This is a genomic window from Rhodanobacter sp. Soil772, assembly GCF_001428385.1.
GTDB lineage: Bacteria > Pseudomonadota > Gammaproteobacteria > Xanthomonadales > Rhodanobacteraceae > Rhodanobacter.
Genome location: NZ_LMSK01000002.1, coordinates 197,682 through 222,337 on the forward strand (window position 1 = coordinate 197,682; position 24,656 = coordinate 222,337).

Sequence of the window (24,656 nt, forward strand, 5' to 3'; positions counted from 1 at the left end):
ACGCCCATTCTAACCCATGCTGCAATACGGCATCGCCCTGGCTCCACCCCTGCAAGGCAGGGGCGGGACAAGCCGCAGCCTCAACCGCCCTGCTTCAGAGCCTGCAGCAGCTGTTCGGGGGTCACGTAGCCGCCCAGCACGCGGCCATCCGGGCCGTAGATCGCCGGGGTGCCGTTGACGCCCAGCTTCACGCCCAGGTTGAACTGGTCCTTGACCGGGCTGTCGGCGCAGGTCGCCGGCGCCGGCGCACGGCCTTCCTTCGCGGCGGTGAACGCCGCCTTGCGGTCCTTCGCGCACCACACCGAAACCATCTCGGTATAGGTCGGGGTGGGCCGCCCGGCGGTGGTCACCAGGCCTTCGCGCGGCCACGCCAGGTACTCCACCGCGATGCCTTCCTTGTTGAATGCGGCCACATGCTCGTGCAGCGCGCGGCAGAAGCCGCAGTTGACATCGGTGAACACGGTGATCGTGTACTTCGGGTTCGGCGGCGCGAACACGATGCGCTCGGACGCCGGCACCTTGGCCAGTTCAACCTTGCGGAAGCGTGCCCAGGCGTCGTCGCTGACATTCTTCTTGCGGCTCAGGTCGATCACGTCGCCGTGCATCGCGTACTTGCCGTCGGTACTGACGTAGAGCATCTGGCCGGCGGCGATCACCTGGTAGAAGCCCGGCATCGGCGCCGGCTCGATCGAGTCGACCTGCACGTTCGCCGCCAGACTCTTGATCGCCTGCCGCACCATCTGCTGCGCCGCCGGCGTCACCGCCGGGCTGGCTGCCGGCGCCGCATCGTTTTCGGCCGCACAGGCGGCCAGGGAAAGCCCGCCGATGCACAATGCCAGCAACAGTTTCTTCAACATCACCATCAACCTCATTCGATTCGGTCCGCGCGGGGTAGCGGCCGCAGGAACACATTCTCGCACAGGCGGATGAACGCCCCTCGCTCGCAAAACCAGCGATCAAGCCCTCCGTTCAATGGTAAATTTCCATGATGCATGTAGACGAGTCGGTAAAACGCTTTGCCGTACACTCGCCGCTTCGTCCAACGGATTGAATTGCTGGGTGGAATCGCCTTGATTACTTGTGCTCCCAACGTATTGACCGCCGAGGAACTCGGCGCGATCCGCAGCGAACTTCATGACGCCTCGTTCGTCGACGGCGCCAGCACGGCCGGCTGGTCGGCACGCGAGGTCAAGAAGAACCTGCAGGTCGACATCAACACCGAAAGCCAAGCCAGGCTGCGGGGCATCGTGCGCGACGCCTTTCTGCGCAATGCGATGCTGCAGGCGTCGGTGCTGCCGTCCGCGATGACGCAAGTGCTGTTCAACCGTTACGACGTCGGCATGCAATACGGCCGGCACGTCGATGCCCCGGTGATGGGCGGCCTCGGCAATGCGGTGCGCAGCGACGTGGCGATCACGGTTTTCCTGTCCGATCCCAAGAGCTACACCGGCGGCGACCTGGTGGTGGACACCAACGGCGTGGAATACGGTTTCAAGCTGGACGCCGGATCCGCCATCGCCTACCCGGCCAACTCCCTGCACCACGTCACCCCGGTCACCCAGGGCGCACGCTACGCCGCCATCATCTGGGTACAGAGCCAGGTGCGCGAGGCCGCCAAACGCGAACTGCTGTGGGACCTGGACAACGCCAAGCGACAGATCTTCGGCCGCGAAGGCAAGAGCCCCACGTTCGACGCCATCAGCAAGTCGCATGCGAACCTGCTGCGCATGTGGGCGGACGTGTAAATCATCGGAAGGCCGGTAGCTGGCGCCGTATCGTTCTCGGCGGCGCAAGCACCCAGGAAAAGCCCGCCGATGCACCGCGCCAGCAACAGTTTCTCCAACACCGCCAACCTCCTCGATTTCGATCCACGCATGGGGTATCGACGGATCACTCCTCCTCGCACAGCCGGCCGACTGCGAAGCTGCTTCACGTCGGCAACGGCCGGCCAACTGGCGGCGGTCGCTCGCCGCGAAACAGCACCAGCGCGACGCCAGCTGCCAGCAAAGCGGCGATACCGAACATCAGCAGCGCCGCGCCGAAGCCCCACGCCAGCACCCACTGGAACAGCAGGCTGCCCAGGCCAAAACCGGTGAACAAGGCAAACGCCATCAAGCCCACCGCCTGCGCGCGGTTGCCGTGCAGGTCGGTGACGATGCCGGCCAGCAATGGCTGAGTCAGATCGAAACCCAGCGACAGCGTGACGATGGCCAACTGCACCGCCACCAACGGCAAGGGCACCGCCAGCAGCAGCGCGCACGCGCCGGTCAGCGCCACGCCGGCGGGAATGATCCGTGCGCGACCATGGCGATCGGCCAGCCGCCCGATCACCGGACCGAACAGCAAGCCGGGCACGCCATAACCCATCAGCGCCAAGCCGATGCCCACTTCGCCCAGCCCGAAACGCTGGTGCAGATACACGCCCAACCAGGTGTAGACACCCGACTGCACCACCGCATTGATCAGCACATACGCGTACGTGCGCTGCGCCCGCGCCAGCGACAGCAGCGCGACGTAGCCCTGCACGATGACCGCCCACGCCGGTGCCGCCGGCCGGCGCAGCCGCGGGAACGCGCCCATGCCGACTGCGGCAACGGTCAACGCGGCACCCAGTGCAGCCACCAGCAGAAACAGGCCCGCCCAGCCGAGCACCGGCTCCAGCAACGCGCCCACGGTGGCGCCGGTGGCGGTGCCGCCGGCAATCGAGCCGAACAGCCAGCCGAGCGCGCGACCGCGTTGCTGGAACGGCACGACATCACCAATCAGGGTCAGGCTGATCGGCACGATCCCCGCGGCCCCCACGCCGGTGGCAACCCGCCAGGCCAGGAACACCTCAATGCTGCCGGCCGACGCCGTGCCCACGGTGAATGCCATGAACAGCAACAGCGAACCGAGAATCACCGCACGCCGGCCGAGCCGGTCCGACAACGGACCCCACACCAGCGTGGCCAGTCCATGCGGCAGCAGATAGGCCGGCACCGCCAGACCAATCCAGCCGACCGGGCCATGGAACACCGTTGCCAGCCGCGGAATCAGCGGCGCCACCATGAACGCCTGCACGAACACCAGAAATGCGGCGCTGCAGATGACCGGCAGCATCCAGCGCGAAGCGACCGGCGCGACGGGCCGGTCGGCGGCATGCGGGTTCGGCATCAGCCGCCCGCCTGTTGCCGCTGATAGTGCTGCGCCACCCGCGCGCGGTTGCCGCAGCCCGTGGCCGAGCACCAGCGCCGGCGCGGATGGTTCGCAACGAATTGCAGCACGCAATCGGGGTGCGCGCATTCGCGCAGCAACTTGGCTGACGGGCCGGTGAGCACGGCCACCGCGTCGGCCGCCAACACCTGCAGCAGCGCGTCACGCTGGGAGGTTGCGCTCGGCCGCACCAGCTGTGGGCCGGCGGCCGGCCAGACCAGACGGGAGGCAGCCGCAGGCGCAGCCAGCGCCACATTCAGTTGCCGCAATGCGGCTGCCGCCGGTCGCACACCGTCGCGCCGGGCGGCCAGCACCACGGCCAGCGTTGCGCGCAATCCCCGCACCGCCTGCAGATCGGCCACCTCCACCGCGCCCGACCATGCCAGTCGTGCCGACTCGGCTCGCAGCCACGCCGCCAGCGCCGCGGGTGTCTCCAGCAGGTCCACGTCGATTCCGCCACGGCGCACGCGCGTATTCACCAGGTCGAGCGACAGCGGCTCGCCAAGCAATGGAAAGCGAAACGAAGCCGTCATGTGGCCAAGCCTGCAGAGTCATCCGGGGTTGCCAGCATACTAATGGATGGATACATTAGTCAAAGCCAAGGCGCGGCAATCCGCGCCAGGCAGCAACAACCGAAGGAGGCAAACCGCCATGGCGGCATCAATGCAGTCCACCCACCCCACCACCGCGCCAACAAACGGCAGCACGCGTACCGTGCAACACCGTACCGTGACGACCGATGGCCTGGAGATTTTCTATCGCGAGGCCGGTCCGGCCGACGCGCCTTTGCTGGTTCTGCTGCACGGCTTCCCCGCCGCGTCACACCAGTACGCGACACTCATCGACCGATTGAGCGACCGATTCCACCTGCTGGCGCCGGACTACCCCGGTTTCGGCTACAGCAGCGCGCCAGCCTCCAGCAACGCCGGCGGCAGCTTCGCTTACACGTTCGACCACCTGGCCGACATCACCGAGCACTGGCTGCGCCATCTCGGCGCGACCCGGTTTTTCATGTACGTGTTCGATTTCGGCGCGCCGGTCGGCTATCGCATCGCCAGCCGCCATCCGGACTGGATCCAGGGCGTGATCGCGCAGAACGGCAATGCTTACGAGGCCGGGTTGGGACCCAGCATGCAGCCGGCGGTGAAGTACTGGGCCGATCGCGCCGGCATGGAAGCCAATGTGCGCGGTGCACTCACCATCGCCGCCACGCGCGCCCAGCACGTCGACGGCGCCGCCGACCCGCAGCGGATCAACCCCGACAGCTGGCTGCTGGACCAGCACTGGCTCGACCAGCCCGGCCGCGCGCAGGTGATGCTCGACCTGTTGTACGACTATCAGTCCAACGTGGCGCTGTATCCGACGTGGCAACGCTGGTTGCGCGAACGGCAGCCGCCGCTGCTGCTGCCGTGGGGCCGCAACGATGCGTTCTTCCCCGAAGCCGGCGCCCGCGCCTACCTGGCCGACGTACCGGGTGCGGAGTTGCACTTGCTCGACGGCGGCCACTTCATCCTGGACGAATACCTGGACACGGTGGCCGACCTGATCCGCGACTTCATCACCCGCCACGCCACGACGGCGAAAGCGCGTTAGACACAGACGGCGCCCGCCTGTAGCCATCGTCATTCCCGCGAGGCGCTGGTTGCTCCATGCGGCACAGCCGCCCATCGCTCACCCGCGTGGATGATGCTGCGCATGCAGCCGCTTCAGGCCTTCCTTCGCCACCAGGGTGTAGATCTGCGTGGTGCTGAGCGAGCTGTGGCCGAGCAGCATCTGCAGCGCGCGCAGGTCGGCGCCGTGGTTGAGCAGGTGGGTGGCGAAGGAGTGCCGCAGCACGTGCGGCGAGATGCGTTTCGGGTTGATGCCGACCTTGAGTGCGTAGCGCCTCACCAAAGTCCAGAACATCTGCCGGGTCATGCCTTCGCCGCGTTTGCTAAGGAACAGCGCCTGCGGCTGGCGGCCTTTCGCCAGCGCCGGCCGCGCGTCGGCCAGGTAGGCGCCGATACGCGCCAACGCTTCCTCGCCGACCGGCACCAGCCGGTCCTTGCCGCCCTTGCCGGTGACGCGCAGCACGCCCTGGCGCGGGTTCAGCGCGGCCAGCGGCAACTCCACCAGTTCGGACACACGCAGGCCGGAGGCGTACATCAGCTCCAGCATCGCGCGATCGCGCAGGCCCAGCATGGTGTCGGTGTCAGGTGCGCCGAGCAGGCCCTCGATCTCGCGTTCGGCCAGCGCCTTGGGCAGGCTGCGCGGCAACTTCGGGCGCTCGATCAGCAGGGTCGGGTCGGCGAAGCCCGGCTCGCTGCGGGCGAGGAACGCGTAGTAGCGGCGGAACGCCGATTGCCGCCGCGCGATCGAACGCACCGCCACCGACTGCGCGCCGTGATACGCGGAAATGTCCTCGCGTCGTGCCGTGCGCAGATTGCGCCCGCGCGTGGCCAGCCAGATCGCCAGCACCTCGAGGTCGCGCCGGTACGCCTCCAGCGTGCGGTCGGCCAGGCCGTCTTCCGACCACACCCGTTCCACGAACATGCTTATGCTCAGCCGGTCGGCTTCGGCGATACTGGCGCGGTTTTCTTCCTCTCCCATGCGCACGATGCTGGCCATTGCACGCGCACTACGCAAGCGACCGACCCACGATGCCGCCGAACTTCGCCACCACCGACACCCCGTGCCCGCTGTGGCGCCGCTTATTGGCGCTGGTCTACGACCTGCTGATCGTGCTGGCGATCGTGATGGTGGTGGGCTTGCTGTGCCAGCTCGCCACCGGCGGCAAGCTGATCCGCACCGGCGCGACGGTGGCCGTGCCGATCTGGTACCAGGTGCTGCAGGGCCTGGTGGTGGCGACGTATTTCATCAGCTCATGGCGGCGCGGCGGGCAGACGCTGGGCATGCGGCCGTGGCGTATCCGGGTCACCCGCGACGATGGCGGCGCGCCGTCGCTGCAGCAGGCGCTGATCCGCGTGCTGGTGGCGGCCGCGCCACTGGTGTTGCTGTTGCTGGCGCCGGTGCTCGGGCTGCGCGCGACGGTGTGGACGCTGTTGGCCGTGTGGGCCGGCTGGTTCGCCGTGGCCGCGTTCGATCCGCGACGGCGTACGCTGCACGACATCGCGGCCGGCACCGAGATCCGCCGGATGGACTGAGTTTCACGCTTCGCTCAGCACAGCCGCGGTTCAATCCGCCGATGCCCGAACCGCCTTACGCCGAAAGCCGCAGCGACGCCGCACTGGTCCGCACCAACCACGATTTCTACGAGTCGCTGTGGGCGCAGGCGAAACTGATCGCGCCGGAGCGCTTCAACACCTGGCCGCTGCTTCACGAGCTGGCCGACGCCGCGCCGCGCCGGCTGGAGGTGGCGCCCGGCCTGCGCCCGCGGTTGCCGTTGCGCGGTACCTGTTTCGTCGACCTCAGCCACGCCGCGCTGCGCCGCCTGCACGACAGCGGCGCCGCGGCGGTGCACGGCATGATCGGCGCCCTGCCCTGCGCCGACGCCAGCTTCGACCTGGTCTGCGCGCTCGACATCCTCGAACACGTCGCCGACGACGCCGCCGCGCTGGCGGAACTGGCGCGCGTGGCCGCACCCGGCGCCAGCGTGCTGCTGTCGGTGCCGCTGCATCCGGCGGCATGGACCGCGTTCGACGACTTCGTCGGCCACTGCCGCCGCTACGAGCCGGAGCAGATCGCGGCCCGGCTCGCCCGGCACGGCTTCGTCATCGAACGCAGCGCGGTGTACGGCATGCAGCCGAAGTCGCCGCGCCTGCTTGAACTCGGCCAGTGGTACCTCATCCATCGGCGCGAGCGCGCGATGTGGTGGTACAACCGGGTGTTCATGCCGCTCGGCCTGCGCTTCCAGAAACCGCTGCGATGGCGCGATGGACTGGGCGACACGGACGGGGTCGACGAACTGCTGTTGCGCTGCCGTTACCGCCCGGCCACAACGCCAAGTCACTGATTGGACTGGGCACCGCGCTTGCGGCATCGCAACACGCGGGGATCAAACGGCGCTAAGATGATCCTTTCGTCTGCGGCTCACCCACCTCCGATGCTTTATCAGATCCATGAATGGCAGCGCGCGTTCCTCGGCCCGTTGAGTCACTTCGCGCAGGCCAGCGCGCGCATGCTCAACGACACCAGCAGCCCGTTCGCGCAGCTGCCGGGCGCACAGCGGATGGCTGCCGGCTACGAGCTGGCCCATCGCCTCGGCAAGGATTACGAGAAGCCCGAATTCGGCATCCACACCGCCACCGCGCACGAGCACGAGATCGCGGTGATCGAGCGGGTTGCGCTGGCCAAGCCGTTCTGCCAGCTGAAGCGCTTCAAGCGTTTCAGCGACGATCCGTCCACCATCGAGAAGATGAAGAGCGATCCGGTGGTGCTGGTGGTGGCGCCGCTGTCCGGCCATCACGCCACGCTGCTGCGCGACACCGTGCGCACGCTGCTGCGCGACCACAAGGTCTACATCACCGACTGGGTCGACGCGCGCATGGTGCCGGCCGCGGCCGGCCCGTTCGGGCTGGACGACTACATCGCCTACGTCGAGGCATTCATCCGCCACATCGGCGCATCCACCCTGCACGTGATCTCGGTGTGCCAGCCGACTGTGCCGGTGCTGGCGGCGGTGTCGCTGATGGCCGCACGCGGCGAAGACACGCCGCGCAGCCTGACCATGATGGGCGGCCCGATCGACCCGCGCCGCAGCCCCACCAGCGTCGACAACCTGGCCACCAACCAGCCGTTGTCGTGGTTCAGGGGCAACGTGATCCACACGGTGCCATCGAACTATCCCGGCCGCGGCCGCGAAGTCTACCCGGGCTTCCTGCAGCACGCCGGCTTCATCGCGATGAACCCCGGCCGGCACCTCAGCTCGCACTGGGACTTCTACCAGGACCTGCTGCGCGGCGACCTCGACGACGCCGAATCGCACCGCAAGTTCTATAACGAGTACAACGCCGTGCTGGACATGCCGGCCGAGTTCTATCTCGACACGATCGAGAAGGTGTTCCAGCAATTCCTGCTGCCGCGCGGCCTGTGGGACGTGGCGGGCGAGCGGGTGAACCCTGCCGCGATCAGGCACAGCGCCCTGCTTACCGTCGAGGGCGAACTGGACGACATCTCCGGCCTGGGCCAGACCGAAGCCGCGCACGACCTGTGCAGCAACATCCCGGCCAAACGCCGCGCGCACAAGGTGATCGAAGGCGCCGGCCACTACGGCATCTTCAGCGGCCGCCGCTGGCGCGAAACGGTCTACCCGCAGGTGCGCGACTTCATCCGCCAGTTCGACGCCGCCCCGGCAGACACGCGCGGCGCGGCGAAGGTCAGCCGCGCGCGAAAAACGCGCTGAACGCCGCGACGACGCGCTCGATGCCGTCGTCGTCGATGTCCAGATGCGTCACCAGGCGCAGCGTGGGCAGGTAGCCGATGCTGATGCGGATGCCGGCTTCGCGCAGATGGACGTCCAATTCGCGCAGGCGCTCGGCCGGCACGTCGACGAACACCATGTTGGTGAACTGGCCGAGCAGGTCGATGCCGGCGATTTCGCGCAGGCGGCCGGCCAGGTAGGCCGCGCGGCGGTGGTCGTCGGCCAGCCGCGCCACGTGGTGGTCCAACGCGTACAGCCCCGCCGCAGCGAGGATGCCGGCCTGGCGCCAGCCGCCGCCGGCGACCTTGCGCCAGCGCCGTGCCTTGTCGATCAGCGCGTGCGAACCGAGCAGCACCGAACCGACCGGCGCACCCAGGCTCTTGGACAGGCACACCGACACCGTGTCGAAGTGCCGCGCGATCTCGCGCGCCGGCACGCCACCGGCGACGGCGGCGTTGAACAGGCGCGCGCCGTCCAGATGCAGGCCGAGTCCGTGCGCGCGCGCCACGTCGTGGGCGGCCTGCAGGTAATCCAGCGGCAGCACGCGACCGTGCCAGGTGTTCTCCAGCGCCAGCACGCGGGTGCGCGCGAAGTGCGGGTCGACCGGCTTGATCGCTGCCTCGATGCGCTCCAGCGGCAAGGTGCCGTCGGCCGCCTGCACGATCGGCTGCGGCTGGATCGAGCCGAGCACCGCGGCGCCGCCGCCTTCGAACTTGTAGGTATGCGCATCCATGCCGACCAGGTATTCGTCGCCACGTTCGCAATGCGCCAGCAAGGCGAGCAGGTTGGACTGGGTGCCGCTGGGCACGAACAGCCCGGCGTCGAAACCGAGCTCGTCGGCGAGGCGCTGCTGCAGCGCGTTGACCGTGGGGTCCTCGCCGTAGACGTCGTCGCCGACTTCGGCCGCCAGCATCGCCGCGCGCATCGCCGCGGTCGGACGCGTCACCGTATCGCTGCGCAGATCAACCCATTCCACGATCCACCCCTTGCTGTCGGCAAAAGGAATCAGCTTGGCCGCATCGGGCGTTCCGGGCAAGTGCGTGCTGCGTCCGGAAGGACTCTTACAGCGACTGTCACCGCCATCGGGCGGCGATGCGCTCAGACGCGCCTTCGGAAATACAGCCAGGCCGCCACCACCAGGATCGACGCCGGCAGCAAATTCGCCAGCAGTGGCGGCATGCCGTACACCGTGCCGAAATTCACCATCGCCTGCTGCAGGAAATACCAGCCGAGCGCGAGCAGGATGCCGATGAACATGCGCTTGCCCAAGCCGCCGGAACGCAGCGAGCCGAATGCGAACGGCATCGCGCACAGCACCAGCACCAGCACGTTGAGCGGATACAGCGCGCGGCCCCAGAACGCCACTGCATAAGTGCCGGGGCTTTGGCCGTTGCCTTCCAGGTAAGCCATGTTGCGGCGCAGGTCGCGCATGGAAAGGTACTGTGGCTGGATCACCGACTGCGCCAGTACCTGCGGATCGAGGCTGGACTTCCACGGCAGCGCGGCCGCGGTACCGGTATGCGTGCCCTGCGCATCGAGCGTGGTGACGCGCACGTCGTGCAGCACCCATTGCCGGCCGTCGTGTTCGGCGGTCTTCGCCCATACCAGGCGGTTGAGCTTGCCGTCGGCAGTGAAGGTGAACACGCGCACGTCGCTGAGCTGCACCGAGCCGACGCCGTCACGCTGCTTCAGCGAGGTGCCGCGCGCATTGATGATGTCGGCGCCGTCGCGCGCCCACAGGCCGCTGCTGGTGCCCATGCCGAGGTTGCCGGGCTTGGCCCGCGTCTGCATCACCTGCGCCTGCTGGTCGCCCCACGGCGCCAGTGTCTCGCCCATGATCACCACGCCGACGATCAGCACCGCGACCACGCCGACCGCGGAACCGGCAATGCGCAAGCGCGACATGCCGGCCGCGCGCAGCGCGGTGAGCTCGCCGGTGCCGGCCAGTCCGCCCAGGCCGAGCAGGCCGCCGATCAGTGCGGCGTTGCCGAACATCTCGTAGGCGCGGCGCGGGAACGTCACCAGTACGTAGGCCACCGCATTGCTCAGCGTGTAGCCGTGCTTGCCGACGTTGCCGAGCTGGCGCAGCAACTGGGTCACCGCATCGAAGCCGGTCAGCACCAGCCACACCATCAGCATCGAGCCGAGCACGCTCATCGCCACCAGCCGGTCGACCCGCTTGATGTTGAACACGGTCATGCCGGCACAGCCGGCGGTGGCGCTCGCAACTTGCGCGGGGAATACTGCTTCCACAGCATCCAGCCGGCCAGCGCCAGCACCAGCGCATGCAGCGCCCACAGCGGCGCCTCGTTGTGCCAGTGGCCCTTGCCGATCTGCGCGCGGCCTAGTGCCAGCAGCGTGTAGTAGAGATAGAACGTGACCACCGCCAGCAGCAGCCGGCCGTACTTCGGCTCGCGCGGGCTCTGCCGCGACAGCGGCAACGCCAGCAGCAGCAGCACCAGGGTCAACGGCGGCGCGTTGGCGCGCCAGGCGAATTCGGCGCGGTCGTCCGGATCGTCCGACTGGAACAGCGCCCAGCTGCTCTTCGAATGCGCCGGATCGTCGTCCTCGTCGGCCTGCACATTGGACAGCGAAGTGTCGTTGCGCTGGTACTGCATCTGCCGCCAGTTGTTCACGCCGAGCGGAATGTCGTACTGCCAGCCGTCCTTGAACGCGATGAAGCGGCCGTCGCCGTTGCTCTCTTGGTATAGCTCGCCGCTGGCTGCGCTGACCACCTTCAGGTGCGGCGGACCGTTCTTGCTGTCGCTCTGGGTCGCCACGAACGTGCGCCCCAACTTGCTGCCGTCGCGGCTGAGGCTGTCGACGAAGATGATGCCGCCCTTGCCCGGCAACTCGGTGAAGCGCCCCGCGTCCAGCCCGGCCGCGATCACCGAACGGTTCGCCACAGCCACCATCGCATCGCTGGTGCGCACCGCCCACGGCCCCAGCCAGAGCGAGACTAGCGCAGTGATCGCCACCAGCACCGCACCGAGGATCAGCACCGGCCGCAGCAGTCCGCGCGGGCCCATGCCGGAGGAGGACAGCACATGCATCTCGCTTTCGCGATACATCCGCCCCAGCCCCAGCAGCACGCCGACGAAACTGGCCAGCGGCATCATGTTGGTGAGGCCGTCGAGCGTGCGCAGGCCCAGCACCTGGAACATCACGCTGGCCGGGAAGCTGCCGTTGGCGACCTGCTGCAGCACCCGGGCGAACGCGCTGCCGGCCACGACCACCAGCAGCACCACCACGGTGGCGGCCACGGTCTGCGCCAGCTCGCGCAGGAAATAGCGGTCGAGGATGCTCAGCATGCGATAAACTTGTCCGCTTGACCGGTTCGGCCGATCGGCCGGCAAACCGCAAGTCTAGCCTGTCCGGCCGCTGCCGGGCCCATACAGGAACCACCCCGATGACACTCCAGTTCAGCCTCGGCTCCGCCGCCCCCGCCGCCGTCGACAGCGCCTGCGTGCTGGTCGGCGTGTACGAACAGGGCGTGCTGACCAGCGCGGCCGCCCAGGTGGACAGCGCCGCCGGCGGAGTGATCAAGCGCCAGGTGGAAAGTGGCGACATCAGCGGCAAGGCCGGCAGCACCACGCTGCTGTTCGCGCCCACCGGCGTCGCCGCGCAGCGCGTGCTGGTGGTCGGCCTGGGCACGCAGAAATCGTTCGATGCCGCGCGCTACCAGAAGGTGAACATCGAGGCGGCACGCGCGCTCGGCCGCCTGCCGGTGGCGCATGCGGTGTCCTACCTCACCGAAGTGGACGTACCCGGTCGCGACAGCGCCTGGCGCGTACGCATCGCCGCGCTGGCCAGCGACCACGCCGCCTACCGCTACACCGCCACGTTCAAGCCGCGCGACAAGAGCCGCCAGCCGGAACTCGCCGCGCTCGCCTTCGCCGCCGGCGCCGACGCGCAAGGCGGACTCGACCAGGCCGTGGCGATTGCCGCCGGCGTGCGCTTCGCCCGTGAGCTGGCCAACCTGCCGCCGAACATCTGCAACCCGGCGTACATCGCGGCGCAGGCGCAGGCGTTCGCCGACACGCAGGACAAGGTCAGTTGCAGCGTGCTCGATGACGTCGCGATGGAGAAGCTCGGCTTCGGTTCGCTGCTGGCGGTGGCGCGCGGCTCGGTCAACAAGCCGCGCCTGATCGCCCTCGAATACAAGGGCGGCAACGACGGCGACAAGCCGTACGCGTTCGTCGGCAAGGGCGTCACCTTCGACTCCGGCGGCATCAGCCTGAAGCCCGGCGCCGGCATGGAGGAGATGAAGTTCGACATGGGCGGCGCCGCCGGCGTGCTCGGCGCGTTTGTCGCCGCAGTGAAGATGGGCCTGAAGCTCAACCTGGTCTGCGTGGTGCCCAGCGTGGAGAACATGCCCGACGGCGACAGCTACCGCCCCAGCGACGTGCTGACCAGCCTGTCCGGGCTCACCATCGAAGTGCTCAACACCGACGCCGAAGGCCGGCTGATCCTGTGCGACGCGCTGACCTATACCGCGCAGACCTACCAGCCGCAGGCGCTGATCGACGCCGCCACGCTCACCGGCGCCTGCGTGGTCGCGCTGGGCAAACACGCCACCGGCCTGATGAGCAAGCACGACGACCTCGCCGCCGAGCTCATCGCCGCCGGCGAGGAAACGCTCGACCGCGCCTGGCGCCTGCCGCTGTGGGACGACTACCAGGCCCAGCTCGACTCCGGCTTCGCCGACGTCGCCAACATCGGCGGCAAGAGCGCCGGCGCAATCACCGCCGCGTGTTTCCTGTCGCGCTTCACCGACGGCCAGCGCTGGGCCCACCTGGACATCGCCGGCACGGCCTGGGACGAAGGCCGCAAGGGCCTGGCCACCGGCCGACCAGTGGCGCTGCTGGCGCAGTGGCTTATTGACCGGGATTCGTGATTCGAGATTCGGGATTGGCAAGAGCCAAAGCCTGTAGCATGCCGGTTTTCCGAATCCCCAATCCCGACTCCCGAATCCCGCCAACACCATGCGTGCCGACTTCTACTTGATCGACAAGCCGCGCTTTCGCGAACAGCCGCTGCTGCTCGTTTGCGAACTGGCGAAAAAAGCGTTTGCGGGACAGCAGCCGACGCTGATCCTGACCCGCGACCACGACCAGGCGCATGCGCTGGACGAATTGCTGTGGGAATTCGACGACGATGCGATGATCCCGCACCAGCTGGCCGGCGACGATGACGACGACGAAGCCGCGGTGCTGATCGTGCCGCCCGGTGTCGACAGCGCCGACCGGCCGCTGCTGATCAACCTGCGCGAAACCTGCCCCGCCGGCCGCTACCAGCGCGTGCTGGAAGTGGTCGCTGCCGACCCGGCCGAACGCGACGGCTCGCGCACGCGTTGGCGCGAATACCAGCGGCTGGGCTTCGAGTTGCACAAGTACGACATGTGACTCATGCCGGCACGCCGTTCACTGCCCGCGCCAGTGCGCCGGTCAGCTGCTCGCCGCTGAGCGGCTTGCGCAGGAAACCGTCCATCCCCGCCGCGCGCGCCTTCGCCTCGTCCTCGCTGCCCGAACGCGCGGTCACCGCCACGATCGGCAGGTGTTGCCCGGCGTGCTCGCGCTGGCGGATCAGCCGGGCGATCTGGAACCCGTCGACGCCGGGCAGGTCCAGGTCCAGCAGCACCGCGTCGAAGCCGGCATGCGCCAACTCGGCCAGCGCGGCCAGCCCGTTGATCACATGCACCACCGCGTGGCCCTCGCGCTCCAGCAGGCCGCGGATCACCGTGGCCACGATGCTGTCGTCCTCTACCAGCAGCAGGCGGTAGCTGCGGTCCGTCGCGACGTCCATCGCGGGCGCGACGGGTGGCGGCTCGGCCAGCGGCAGGCGCACGCGGAACGTGCTGCCGTGCGCGAGGCGCGATTCCAGTTCGATGCTGCCGCCCATCATGTCCACCAGCTCGCGGCAGATCGCCAGGGGAACGTGCTGCCGTGCGCGAGGCGCGATTCCAGTTCGATGCTGCCGCCCATCATGTCCACCAGCTCGCGGCAGATCGCCAGGCCCAGGCCGCTGCCGGCGCGGCGCTGCGGCCCTTCGGCCTGCTCGAAGCGCTGGAACAGCCGTGCCTGGCTGGCCTCGGAAATACCCGGCCCGGTGTCGCTGACACTGAACTGCAGACCACCGTCGATGCGCTGCGCGCGCAAGGTGACGCTGCCGTGCTCGGTGAACTTCAGCGCGTTGTTGGCCAGGTTCAGCAGCACCTGCTTGATGCGCAGCGCATCGCCGAGCAGTTGCGCCGGCAAGTCGTCGGCCTCGTCGAGCACGAAGCGGATACCCTTGGCGTGCGCCAGGCCCTGTTCCAGTTGCGCCACGTCGTCGAGCAACTGGCGCGGGTCGAACGGCACCGGCTCCAGCTCCAGCTTGCCGGCCTCGATCCGCGCCAGGTCCAACGCGTCGTTGAGCAGCTTCAGCAGCATCCCGCCGGAACGCTGCATCGCCTGCGTGTAGTCGTGCTGCTGCGGGTCGAGCGGTGTGCTCAGCAGCAGTTCGGCCATGCCCATCACGCCGGTCATCGGCGTGCGGATCTCGTGGCTCAGCGTGGCCAGGAACTGGGTCTTCGCCCGGTGTGCTCAGCAGCAGTTCGGCCATGCCCATCACGCCGGTCATCGGCGTGCGGATCTCGTGGCTCAGCGTGGCCAGGAACTGGGTCTTCGCCGCGCTGGCGGCTTCCGCCATCTGCCGCTGCTGCTCGACCAGTTGCACGTGATGGCGCTGCGCCAGGCGCCGGCGCCAGCTGTGCAAGGCCAGGCCGGCCACCGACACCAGCAGCAGTGCGTAGATCACCCACGCCCACCAGCGCAGCCACGGCGGCGCTTCCACATGGATGCGCAGCGGCGTGGCCAGGTGTACCCACAGACCGTCGGCCCCCGCGGCCATCACGTCGAGCGTGTAGTCGCCGGCGCCCAACCCGGTGAAGTCGCGCTCGCCACGATTGCCGGTGTCCACCCAGTCGCTGTCGAAACCATGCAGCAGGAAACGGTACCGGTCGGCGGACGGAGCGATGTAGGAGAACACCCGCGCATCCACCGCAAGCTGGCTGTCGCGCCAGCCAACGCGCAGTGGTTGCGTGCCGATCGGCAGCACCTGCATGGCGCCGCCGCGATGCACCCGGGCCTGGGTGAGCGCCATCTGCGGCACGCTGGTTTGCTGGTTGCTCCGGTCCGGGTTGAACGCCACCACGCCACCCAGCGTGGCGGCGTAGATATAGCCGTTCGGCATCCGCGCGTAGCCGCGGAAGAACTCGCCGTTGGTCAGGCCATCCTGCAGGCCGAACGAACGGAACACGCCGGTGTCCGGATCGAACCGCCACAGGCCGTCGTGGCCGAACACCCAGACGCGACCCTCGGCATCGACGCGCAAGTCGGTGACGTTGACCGACGGCCAGCCATGCGACGCGTCGACCCGGCGATCGGCCACGATGCCGCCATCGCGGCGGCGGTAGTGGGTCAGCCCGTCGGCGTTGGCCATCCACAGTCCGTCGCCGGTGAAATCGAAGGCATCGACGGATTGTCCGGCCGGCCCGCCCGGCACCATCACGAAACGGTCCTGCGCCGTGTCCAGCCACATCATGCCGCCGTCGCTGGCGTACCAGAAGATGCCGTCGCTCAGCGTCATCTGGCTGCCCCAGCGCACCTTGTCGCTGGAGCCGTCCATCGGCACCGGACGGATCGTCAGTGTTTCCGGGTCGATGCGGAACAGGCCCTGGCCGAAGGTACGCGCATACATCTGGCCGTCCGGCCCGAGTTCGACCTCCAGCGGGCGCTGCATCATCGCCCCGGCCGGATCGACCCGATCGAGCCGACCGTCGGTATTGCGGCGATACAGCGCGCCCTGCACCACCACCCACAAGCGCTGCTTCGCATCTTCGGTCATGCCGACCACGTCGCCGCGCAGCCCCGACAGCACGTGCTCGACCGTGCCGGTCACCGGGTCGAGCCGGTCGACCCGGCCGCCGCGCTGACCGACCCATACGTGGCGACCGTCCTTGCCGCGCGCCATCGTGGTCGCGATCGCGTCGCGCAAGCTGGACGGATCGTCCGGCATGTGCGTGTAGCGGCTGAACCGGCTCCAGCCCGGTGCCAGATACGCCACGCCGCCGTCGAACAGCACGGCCCACAGCCCGCCTTCGCGATCGACCATCAACTGCCACACCCAGGTGCCCGGCAGATTGCCGTAGAGCACCGGCTGGTCGGTCACCGCGGTCACCGGTCCGCCTGCCCGCGTCTGCAGGAACAAGCCCTTCTGCGTGCCGATCCACAATCGGTCGGCGGTGTCCCGCACGCTGCTCATCACGTTGGTCGCGGGAATCACGCCGGCGCCGAAGCGGCGCGCCACGCCATCCGCGCCGACGATCCACAGGCCGTCCGTGGCGGCGAGGCGTACTTCGTCGCCATTGCCGTCGATCCGCCACGCATCGATGGTTCGCTGCGGCTCGGCCGACGGCACACGGCGGATCGTGCCATCCGCCTCGCGCACGAACACGCCGTGGCTGCTGCCGATCCACATCCGCCCGTGCCCATCCACGTACAGGGCGGCGACGGCGCCGACCGCGGCCGGCGTCGCGCCGAGCAGCGGATCGACCACATGCTCGAACCCGCTCTCGTCCGGGCGCATCCGGTCGAGCCCGCCCGCGCTGCCCACCCACAACGCGCCGTCGGCGGTCTGCGCCACCGCCCAGACCCGATCGCTGGCCAGGCTGGCGGGATCGGCCGGGTCGTGCCCCCAATGCCGGAACGTACCGCTGGCGTCGTCGTAGCGGTTCAACCCCGCGTTCAGGCCGGCGGCCCACAGGCGGCCCTGCCGGTCGACCGCCAGCGTGGCGATGCCGTTGTTGTACAGCGAGCCCGGATCGTTCTCGGCATGCCGGAACACCTCGAAGCGAACGCCGTCGAAACGCGCCAGGCCGCCCTTGGTGCCGAACCAGATCGCGCCGTCGCGGTCCTGCGCCACGGCGTAGACATTGGTGCTCGGCAACCCATCCGAGGTGTTGTAACGACGGAACTGCGGGGTCGGCAGCGGATCGGCTTGAAGCCCGGCAAGCGGGGGCGCCGGCGCGCTCGACGCGGGCGTGGCCAGGCCCAGGGCCATGGTCAGCAAGACTGCTGAAAGCATAAGGTTGTCCCCTTTGGGCTTCCCATCCCGCCTGCGCCATGCCGTGCGCGAACCTGTCGTCCGCGAACGAGGCGTCGTGTCGGCTTCTGTCCCGTGCCGCCATGATGCCAAAACCCTCATGCCGGCGCGAGCACGCGCCTACAGGCGTGCGCGGTCAGGCGGACGCGTCGGTCAGCGACGGGGCGGGTATCACCCGCGCCAGCGCATCAGCCAGCTGCTCGCCGCTGAGCGGCTTGTGCAGGAAACCGTCCATCCCCGCCGCACGCGCCTTCGCCTCGTCCTCGCCGCCTGAACGCGCGGTCACCGCCACGATCGGCAGATGTTGCCCGGTGTGCTCGCGCTGGCGGATCAGCCGGGCGATCTGGAAACCGTCGACGCCGGGCAGGTCCAGATCCAGCAGCACCGCGTCGAAGCCGGCATGCGCCAACTCGGCCAGCGCGGCAAGGCCATTGACCACATGCACCACCGTGTGGGCTTCACGCTCCAGCAGGCCGCGAATCACCGCCGCCACGATGCTGTCGTCCTCCACCAGCAGCAGGCGGTAGCTGCGCCCGCTCGGCACCTCCACCGGCAACGGTGTCGCTGCCGGCTCGGCCAGCGGCAGGCGCACGCGGAACGTGCTGCCGTGCGCGAGGCGCGATTCCAGTTCGATGCTGCCGCCCATCATGTCCACCAGCTCGCGGCAGCGGCAGGCGCACGCGGAACGTGCTGCCGTGCGCGAGGCGCGATTCCAGTTCGATGCTGCCGCCCATCATGTCCACCAGCTCGCGGCAGATCGCCAGGCCCAGGCCGCTGCCGGCACGACGCTGCGGCCCTTCGGCCTGCTCGAAGCGCTGGAACAGCCGTGCCTGGCTGGCTTCGGAAATGCCCGGCCCGGTGTCGCTGACGCTGAACTGCAGACCGCCGTCGATGCGCTGCGCGCGTAAGGTGACGCTGCCGTGCTCGGTGAACTTCAGCGCGTTGTTGGCCAGGTTCAGCAGCACCTGCTTGATCCGCAGCGCATCGCCGAGCAACTGCGCCGGCAAGTCGTCGGCCGCGTCGAGCACGAAGCGGATGCCCTTGGCGTGCGCCAGGCCCTGTTCCAGTTGCGCTACGTCGTCGAGCAACTGGCGCGGGTCGAACGGCACCGGCTCCAGCTCCAGCTTGCCGGCCTCGATCCGGGCCAGGTCCAGCGCGTCGTTGAGCAGCTTCAGCAGCATCCCGCCGGAGCGCTGCATCGCCTGGGTGTAATCGTGCTGCTGCGGATCGAGCGGTGTGCTCAGCAGCAGTTCGGCCATGCCCATCACGCCGGTCATCGGCGTGCGGATCTCGTGGCTCAGCGTGGCCAGGAACTGGGTCTTCGCCNTCGAGCGGTGTGCTCAGCAGCAGTTCGGCCATGCCCATCACGCCGGTCATCGGCGTGCGGATCTCGTGGCTCAGCGTGGCCAGGAACTGGGTCTTCGCCGCGCTCGCCGCCTCCGCCATCTGCCGCTGCTGCTCGACCAGCTGCACGTGATGGCGCTGCGCCAGGCGCCGGCGCCAGCTGTGCAAGGCCAGGCCGACGATGGCGGCGGTAAGCAGTACATAGGCCAGCCACGCCCACCAGCGCGCCCACGGCGGCGCCTGCACATGAATCCTCAGCGGCGTGGCCAGCGTGCTCCACGCTCCATCCGCCCCCGCGGCCATCACTTCCAGCATGTAGTCGCCGGCACCGAGCCCGGCGAATTCGCGCTCACCATGATTGCCGGCATCCACCCAGTTGCTGTCGAAGCCGTGCAGGCGGAAGCGATAGCGGTTGGCGGCCGGATCGACGAACGACGCCACCCTGGCCTCGACGTGCAGGTCACGATCACGCCAGTGCAGTTGTATCGGCCGGTCCAGCGCCAGCGGCTGGACGCGATTGTCCCGCCGCACCGTGACCCGGGTCAGCGTCAGCCCTGGCGGGGCGCCGCGTTGCTCCGGTTTCGCCAGGCGTTCCGGCTGGAACGCCATCACGCCACCGCTGCTGGCGGCAAACAGCGTGCCGTCCGACGCCATCTCGACCGAGCCGTTGGTGAACTCGCTGCTCGACAGGCCCTGCGACGGGCCGAACCCGGTGAACTGCTTCGTCTTCGGCTCGAACCGCCACAGCCCCGGGTTGGCGAACAGCCACAGTTGGTCCTGGTGGTCGACCTGGATGGCCATCAGGTCGGCGGCGAACGGCAGGCGGCTGATGTCGACGCTGGCATCGCGCTCGGCGCGATCACCGGCGTTCCGGTAGTGTTCGAGCGCCTGGTCGGTGGCGGTCCAGAAACCGCCGGCATCGAACGCGAAGGCGAGGATCTCGTGGCGCGGCACGCCGGGCACGAAGGCCAGCCGCTGGTCCGGGCCATCGCCACGCAGCAGGCCGCCGGCGCTGGCGTACCACAGGTGGCCCGCATGAAAGCTCAGCTGGTCGTGGAAGCGGGTGTCGCTCGGCGCATCCGCCGGCATCACCGAGGTCGCGACCAGACTGTCGGAGTCGAACGCAAACACGCCCTCGCCCCACGAGGACACATAAATGCGCCCATCGTTGCCGGCCACGAGCGCGGTGGGTCGGCTGATGTGGCTCCGTTTCGCTTCGAGGGCGGTCAGCTTGCCGTGGTCGTAGCGGTAGATCTCGCCTGGCCCGGCGATCCACAACCGGCCGCCGGTGTCTTCCGCCAGCGAGGCGAGGTTGCCACGCAGGTTCTTCACCACGTGGCTGACCACGCCGGTAGCTGGATCCAGCTTGTCGACCCAGCCGTTGAAGCCACCGACCCACAGCTGGTTGTCGCGGCTGCGGCGCACCGACAGCGCGGCAATATTCGACAAACTCTGCGGATCGTCGGGAACGTGGGTGAAGCGGGTGAAACCGTTCCAGCCCGGCGGCAGGTAGGCGACGCTGGATTGGTCGAAGGTGAACCAGAGTCCGCCCTCGCGATCGCGCAGCACCTGCCACAGGCGATCGCCGGGCAGGCCACCGGGCAGCAGCGGCTGGCCAATGATGTGCTGCAGGCGGCCGCTACCGTCATCCAGCCATACGCCGTTCAAGCTGCCCATCCACAACCGGCCCTGCGCATCGCGGGCACTGCTGAGGATGCGCAGCGACGACAGTTGCGAGCTCGCCAACGGACGCGCCACGCCATCGGCGCCGATCACCAGCAGGCCGCCTTCCAGCGCCACCCGCACTTCGCCATCGCCACCGTCGATGCGCCAGACCTTGCCGACCTCGCCACGGAAGGCCGGATCCACCGGCACGCGTCGGATCGTGCCGTCCGGCTGGCGCAGGTACAGGCCGCTGTGCGCACCGATCCACAACCGCCCATCGGCCTCCGCCAGCAGCGCGCGGGTGGCGCCGAACGATCCGGCGTGGCTGCCGTCGACATCCAGCGGGACGTGATCGAAACCGCTGCCGTCCGCCCGCAGGCGATCCAGCCCGTCCTGGGTGGCGACCCAGATCTGGCCGTCTGCGGTCTGCGCGATGCTCCAGACTTCGTTGCTGGCGAGGCTGTCCGGCTTGTCGTCGTCATGCGCCCAGTGCTGGAAGCGGTTACTCGTCTGATCGTAGGCGGTCAGCCCGGTCGAGACACCACCGGCCCAGACCCGGTTGTCGCGATCGACGAACAGCGAATAGGTCTGGTTCGCCGGCAACGACAGCGGATCGCCCACGACATGCCGGAACACCGTGAAGTCGACCCCGTCGAAGCACACCAGGCCGCCGGCCGAACCGAACCACATCAAGCCGTTGCGATCCTGTGCCACGGCATAGATCGCCCCGCTGGGCAGGCCATTCGCCGTCTCGTAGCGGCGGAACTGCGGCGTCGGCAACGGACTCGCCGCCGCTGCGCCCGGCACCACGGGTTCCGCCAGGACAGCAGGCATGGACACGAACGCGCCCAGGACCACGCCCAACAGCCAAGCGGTCAACCTTGATCCGTTCCCCATCAGTCCCCCGAACCGGCGTTGCGAATCCGCGCCGGCCTCGGCCGAAGCCGCGTCCCAGCGCACGATAGTGCCAAAACCACGTCGCGGGCGCGAGCACGGCCTGCGCAAGGCCGGCCACACGAAGCTGGCTAGAATGCGCGGATGTCCCGACGCCTGCGATTGCTGTTCACCGCGTTAGCCATGGCCGCGCTGCTGTGGCTGCTGTTCGCCGCCGCCGAACGCGCGCTGGCGCTGGCGCAGCGTTTCCTGGATTTGCCGACGTGGTTGCAGTGGACACTTGGCGGCGTGCTGCTGATCTTCGCCGCAGCCGGCCTCGGCGTGCTGTGGTGGCTGCTGCGGCCGCGCCGCAAGCGCCTGCCGCTGCCGGTGCCCGATCGCGGCAGCCTGGAACAGCGCATCGGCCAGCTGCGCGAACGCGGCGCCGACACCGGCGCGCTGGCAGCCGAACTCGGCGAACTCGATCGCCGTCGTGCCAGCGCACGCGTCTACGTCGCGCTGTTCGGCGAAATCTCCACCGGCAAGTCCAGCCTGATCCGCGCGCTGGCGCCGCACGCCCAGGTCGCCAGCGACGCACGCGGCGGCACCACCCACGCCGTCGGCCATTATGACGGCCAGTTGCCGGACGGCCGCACGCTGGTGCTGGCCGACGTGCCCGGCAGCCGCGAAGCCGGCGGCGAGGCGCACGAAACGCTGGCGCACGAGGAAGCGCTGCGCGCGCACGCCGTGATCTACCTCTGTGTCGGCGATCTCAACCGCAGCCAGGCCAATGAATTGCGCTGGCTGGCCGACTTCGGCAAGCCGCTGCTGCTGGTGCTGAACAAGGCCGACCAATGGAGCAGCAGCGAACTCGATCAACTGCTGGCGCGCCTGCGCCGGCACGCGCGCGGCATCGCCAGCGTGGTGCTGGCGATCAGCGCCGGCGGCAGCGAACGCTACCAGCGCCAGCTCGCCGACGGCAGCACCGAGTCAGTCGAGCGCCAACGCAAGCCCGCGATCGAATCGCTGCTGCAGGCACTCGAACGACTCACCGCGCCCGGCGCCGAAGGCCTGGAAGATCTGCGCGAGAACGCCGTGTTGGCCGGCCTGCACCAACGCACCGGCACGCTGGAAGCGCACACCCGCGCCGAGGAAGCCGAACGCATCGTACGCAAGTACGCCCGTCGCGCCATCGTCGGTGCGCTCGCCGCGGTGGCGCCCGGCAGCGACCTGGTGATCCAGGGCGTGCTCGCCACCGGCCTCACCCGCGCGCTCGCCGAACTGTACGGCGTCAAGGTCAGCGACGTGCAGATCGAGGATTTCGTGCAACAGGCCAAGCTCACCCTGCGCACCGGCAGCTCGATCGTGCTGGCCGTCGCCGGCAACGCGCTGAAGGCGTTCCCCGGCCTCGGCACCCTGGGCGGCGGCGTGCTGCACGCATTCGCCTACGCACTGATCTTCGACTCGATGGGCCGCGCGCTGGCCGCCTCGCTGGCCGAACGCCACAGCCTCGATCAGGACGACGCCGGCGCCCGCCTCAAGGAACTCCTCACCGACGCCGGCGGCACCCGCCTGCGCCAGCTGGCTGCACTGACGATGGAAGCGGTGCGCGAGCGCGCTGAATGAGGCGCATCGCTCCGATGGCGCATGTGGTGGTTGCACTTCCATGGCTGGAAGAAAAAAAGCTCAAGAGCTTTCGTGCGCCTACGGCGCCCGAGTCACTTTCTCTCGCTTGCCCGAGAGAAAGTAACCAAAGAGAGGGGCACCCCGCTTGCGCGCCTTGCGGGCATCCTGCCCGCAAGGTCCGCGGTCGGGTTACGGGGTTTGTCGACAGCACATCCTGTGCTGACGCCAAACTGGCCGGCATCCATGCCGGCCACCCTTCGGGCTTTTCCTCCTCCCGCCCGCCGCTCTACCCGGGGTCCCTTGCGCGGCGGTGAGGCGGGGTCGACAGGCCGCGCAGCGGGAACCGACAGGGATGTCGGTTCCTTTTCGCACGGGCAGGATGCCCGTTCGAAAAGCCCGGCCCCGACTCACGGACTTGCCGGGCAGGAGCCCGGCAAGCGCCAAGCGGGGTGGCCTTTCTCTTTGGTTATCTTTCTCTTTGGCCACGCAAAGAGAAAGTAACTCGGCCTCCGAAGGAGGTCGAAAGCTCCTCGCTCTCGACTTATCAGCAACCACACCAAACAGCACTCTGCATGATCACAGAAAGTCTCCGTGAGAGTCCTGCAAAACTACGGCGTGCCGGCGAACGCCGCGCGAAGCCAGTCGTGCATCAGGCGGTAGCTGCGGGTGGCGGCGCGTCCGTCGTAACGGCAGCCGGGCGAGTTCTCGCCGACCTCGGTGAAGCAGTGCACCGCGTGGCCGATCACCACGAACTGCCAGTCGGCGGGGCTCATGCGCATCTCGTCCATGAACTTGTCCGCGTCCGGCATGGTGCCCTTGTCATCGGCGCCGTTCATCGCCAGCACGCGTGCCTTGATATTTTTCGCCAGCGCCGGGTTGTCGGTATCCAGGCCACCATGGAACGACACCACCGCCGCAACGTCCGCGCCGCTGCGCGCCAGGTCGAGCACGGCCGAGCCACCGAAGCAGAAGCCGATCGCGGCCAGCTTCGCCGCGTCGAGCGGCGCGTTCGCGGCTTGCGCCTTCAACTGGTCCAGCGCCACGTTGATGCGCTTGCGCATCAGCGCGCGGTCGCCGTACAGCGGCTTCACCGCTGCCTGCGCCTGCGACGCGCTGCCCGGCTGCGGGCGCACGCTGGCGCCGTACATGTCGGTGAGCAGGATCACGTAATCCTTGCCGGCGATCATTTCGGCCTTCTTTACGGCCACGTCATTGATGCCGTACCAGTTCGGCACCATCACCAGACCCGGTCGCTTCGCGCTCGAAGCGTCGTCGTAGACCAGTACGCTATGGAAGCGGGTGCCATCCTGCGTCCATTCGACCGGGCGATGGACCATCTTCGCCTGGGCGGCAAAACTTGAACCGGCCAGCAACAACAGACAGAAAAGTCGGGCGATACGCATGGTCAATCCTCCGGTGGTTTGGCGGCACCCTCTCCCTGCACGCAGGAAGA

General features: G+C 68.6%; 20 protein-coding genes and 2 pseudogenes. 8 read left to right on the forward strand and 14 right to left on the reverse strand.

Annotated features, from left to right (window positions below; genetic code table 11):
• Positions 1 to 80 precede the first annotated feature (80 nt).
• On the reverse strand, positions 81 to 854 hold the full coding sequence (locus tag ASG75_RS07670) for a DsbC family protein (RefSeq protein ID WP_200935679.1): 774 nt from the start codon (positions 852 to 854) through the stop codon (positions 81 to 83).
• Between the two features lie 216 nt (positions 855 to 1,070).
• Between ASG75_RS07670 and ASG75_RS07675 the strand changes: the two genes are divergently transcribed.
• Complete coding sequence (locus tag ASG75_RS07675; RefSeq protein ID WP_056387474.1) at positions 1,071 to 1,745, forward strand: Fe2+-dependent dioxygenase; 675 nt, start codon at positions 1,071 to 1,073, stop codon at positions 1,743 to 1,745.
• 184 nt (positions 1,746 to 1,929) lie between these two features.
• On the opposite strand, the gene ASG75_RS07680 is transcribed toward ASG75_RS07675, so the two are convergent.
• Both ASG75_RS07680 and ASG75_RS07685 read right to left on the reverse strand, forming a co-directional pair.
• A complete protein-coding gene (locus ASG75_RS07680) occupies positions 1,930 to 3,153 on the reverse strand; it encodes an MFS transporter (protein WP_200935641.1) in 1,224 nt (407 codons plus the stop codon).
• Positions 3,153 to 3,725: an ABATE domain-containing protein gene (locus ASG75_RS07685; protein ID WP_082547529.1), complete on the reverse strand. Its 573-nt coding sequence runs from the start codon at positions 3,723 to 3,725 to the stop codon at positions 3,153 to 3,155. Before ASG75_RS07685 ends, ASG75_RS07680 begins: the two co-directional genes overlap by 1 nt.
• A gap of 118 nt (positions 3,726 to 3,843) precedes the next feature.
• On the opposite strand from ASG75_RS07685, the gene ASG75_RS07690 reads away from it, so the two are divergent.
• Positions 3,844 to 4,785, forward strand: coding sequence for an alpha/beta hydrolase (locus ASG75_RS07690; RefSeq protein WP_200935643.1), 942 nt, complete (start codon positions 3,844 to 3,846; stop codon positions 4,783 to 4,785).
• Positions 4,786 to 4,863: 78 nt separating this feature from the next.
• Here ASG75_RS07690 and xerD read toward each other — a convergent pair whose 3' ends face one another.
• On the reverse strand, positions 4,864 to 5,781 hold the full coding sequence (xerD, locus tag ASG75_RS07695; protein ID WP_056389145.1) for a site-specific tyrosine recombinase XerD: 918 nt from the start codon (positions 5,779 to 5,781) through the stop codon (positions 4,864 to 4,866).
• Between the two features lie 50 nt (positions 5,782 to 5,831).
• Between xerD and ASG75_RS07700 the strand changes: the two genes are divergently transcribed.
• From ASG75_RS07700 to phaZ, 3 genes are all read left to right on the forward strand, one after another.
• The gene (locus ASG75_RS07700) at positions 5,832 to 6,335 is read left to right on the forward strand and encodes an RDD family protein (protein ID WP_056387480.1); all 504 of its coding nucleotides are present in this window, start codon (positions 5,832 to 5,834) and stop codon (positions 6,333 to 6,335) included.
• A gap of 41 nt (positions 6,336 to 6,376) precedes the next feature.
• The gene (locus tag ASG75_RS07705) at positions 6,377 to 7,144 is read left to right on the forward strand and encodes a class I SAM-dependent methyltransferase (protein WP_056387483.1); all 768 of its coding nucleotides are present in this window, start codon (positions 6,377 to 6,379) and stop codon (positions 7,142 to 7,144) included.
• Positions 7,145 to 7,234: 90 nt separating this feature from the next.
• Complete coding sequence (gene phaZ, locus ASG75_RS07710; protein WP_056387486.1) at positions 7,235 to 8,533, forward strand: polyhydroxyalkanoate depolymerase; 1,299 nt, start codon at positions 7,235 to 7,237, stop codon at positions 8,531 to 8,533.
• Here the strand turns inward: phaZ and ltaE are convergent.
• From ltaE to lptF, 3 genes are all read right to left on the reverse strand, one after another.
• Positions 8,508 to 9,527, reverse strand: coding sequence for a low-specificity L-threonine aldolase (ltaE, locus tag ASG75_RS07715; protein ID WP_082547581.1), 1,020 nt, complete (start codon positions 9,525 to 9,527; stop codon positions 8,508 to 8,510). The genes phaZ and ltaE overlap by 26 nt on opposite strands.
• Positions 9,528 to 9,649: 122 nt before the next feature.
• Positions 9,650 to 10,750, reverse strand: a complete 1,101-nt coding sequence (gene lptG, locus ASG75_RS07720; protein ID WP_056387489.1) for an LPS export ABC transporter permease LptG — start codon at positions 10,748 to 10,750, stop codon at positions 9,650 to 9,652.
• Positions 10,747 to 11,862, reverse strand: coding sequence for an LPS export ABC transporter permease LptF (gene lptF / locus ASG75_RS07725; RefSeq protein ID WP_056387493.1), 1,116 nt, complete (start codon positions 11,860 to 11,862; stop codon positions 10,747 to 10,749). The genes lptG and lptF overlap by 4 nt, the downstream gene beginning before the upstream one ends.
• A gap of 98 nt (positions 11,863 to 11,960) precedes the next feature.
• On the opposite strand from lptF, the gene ASG75_RS07730 reads away from it, so the two are divergent.
• A complete protein-coding gene (locus tag ASG75_RS07730) occupies positions 11,961 to 13,448 on the forward strand; it encodes a leucyl aminopeptidase (protein ID WP_056387494.1) in 1,488 nt (495 codons plus the stop codon).
• Positions 13,449 to 13,536: 88 nt separating this feature from the next.
• On the forward strand, positions 13,537 to 13,956 hold the full coding sequence (locus tag ASG75_RS07735) for a DNA polymerase III subunit chi (RefSeq protein WP_056387498.1): 420 nt from the start codon (positions 13,537 to 13,539) through the stop codon (positions 13,954 to 13,956).
• A 1-nt stretch (position 13,957) separates the two neighbouring features.
• Here the strand turns inward: ASG75_RS07735 and ASG75_RS16760 are convergent, their stop codons facing one another.
• The 6 genes and pseudogenes from ASG75_RS16760 to ASG75_RS16770 form a co-directional block, all read right to left on the reverse strand.
• Positions 13,958 to 14,455 (reverse strand): response regulator, encoded by a 498-nt coding sequence (locus tag ASG75_RS16760; RefSeq protein ID WP_327213309.1) that lies wholly within the window; start codon positions 14,453 to 14,455, stop codon positions 13,958 to 13,960.
• Complete coding sequence (locus ASG75_RS16765; RefSeq protein WP_327213310.1) at positions 14,452 to 15,078, reverse strand: ATP-binding protein; 627 nt, start codon at positions 15,076 to 15,078, stop codon at positions 14,452 to 14,454. The genes ASG75_RS16760 and ASG75_RS16765 overlap by 4 nt, the downstream gene beginning before the upstream one ends.
• Positions 15,079 to 15,142: 64 nt before the next feature.
• Positions 15,143 to 17,797, reverse strand: a pseudogene (locus ASG75_RS07740) (two-component regulator propeller domain-containing protein); the annotation flags it as partial.
• A 34-nt stretch (positions 17,798 to 17,831) separates the two neighbouring features.
• Positions 17,832 to 18,188: a response regulator gene (locus ASG75_RS16650; protein WP_235580170.1), complete on the reverse strand. Its 357-nt coding sequence runs from the start codon at positions 18,186 to 18,188 to the stop codon at positions 17,832 to 17,834.
• A complete protein-coding gene (locus ASG75_RS16655; RefSeq protein ID WP_327213311.1) occupies positions 18,154 to 18,972 on the reverse strand; it encodes an ATP-binding protein in 819 nt (272 codons plus the stop codon). Before ASG75_RS16655 ends, ASG75_RS16650 begins: the two co-directional genes overlap by 35 nt.
• Before the next feature lie 50 nt (positions 18,973 to 19,022).
• Positions 19,023 to 21,601, reverse strand: a pseudogene (locus tag ASG75_RS16770) (two-component regulator propeller domain-containing protein); the annotation flags it as partial.
• A 141-nt stretch (positions 21,602 to 21,742) separates the two neighbouring features.
• Here ASG75_RS16770 and ASG75_RS07750 point away from each other — a divergent pair.
• Positions 21,743 to 23,203, forward strand: coding sequence for a GTPase (locus ASG75_RS07750; protein WP_056387500.1), 1,461 nt, complete (start codon positions 21,743 to 21,745; stop codon positions 23,201 to 23,203).
• 608 nt (positions 23,204 to 23,811) lie between these two features.
• Here ASG75_RS07750 and ASG75_RS07755 read toward each other — a convergent pair.
• Positions 23,812 to 24,606, reverse strand: coding sequence for a dienelactone hydrolase family protein (locus ASG75_RS07755; RefSeq protein WP_056387503.1), 795 nt, complete (start codon positions 24,604 to 24,606; stop codon positions 23,812 to 23,814).
• Between the last annotated feature and the right edge of the window lie 50 nt (positions 24,607 to 24,656).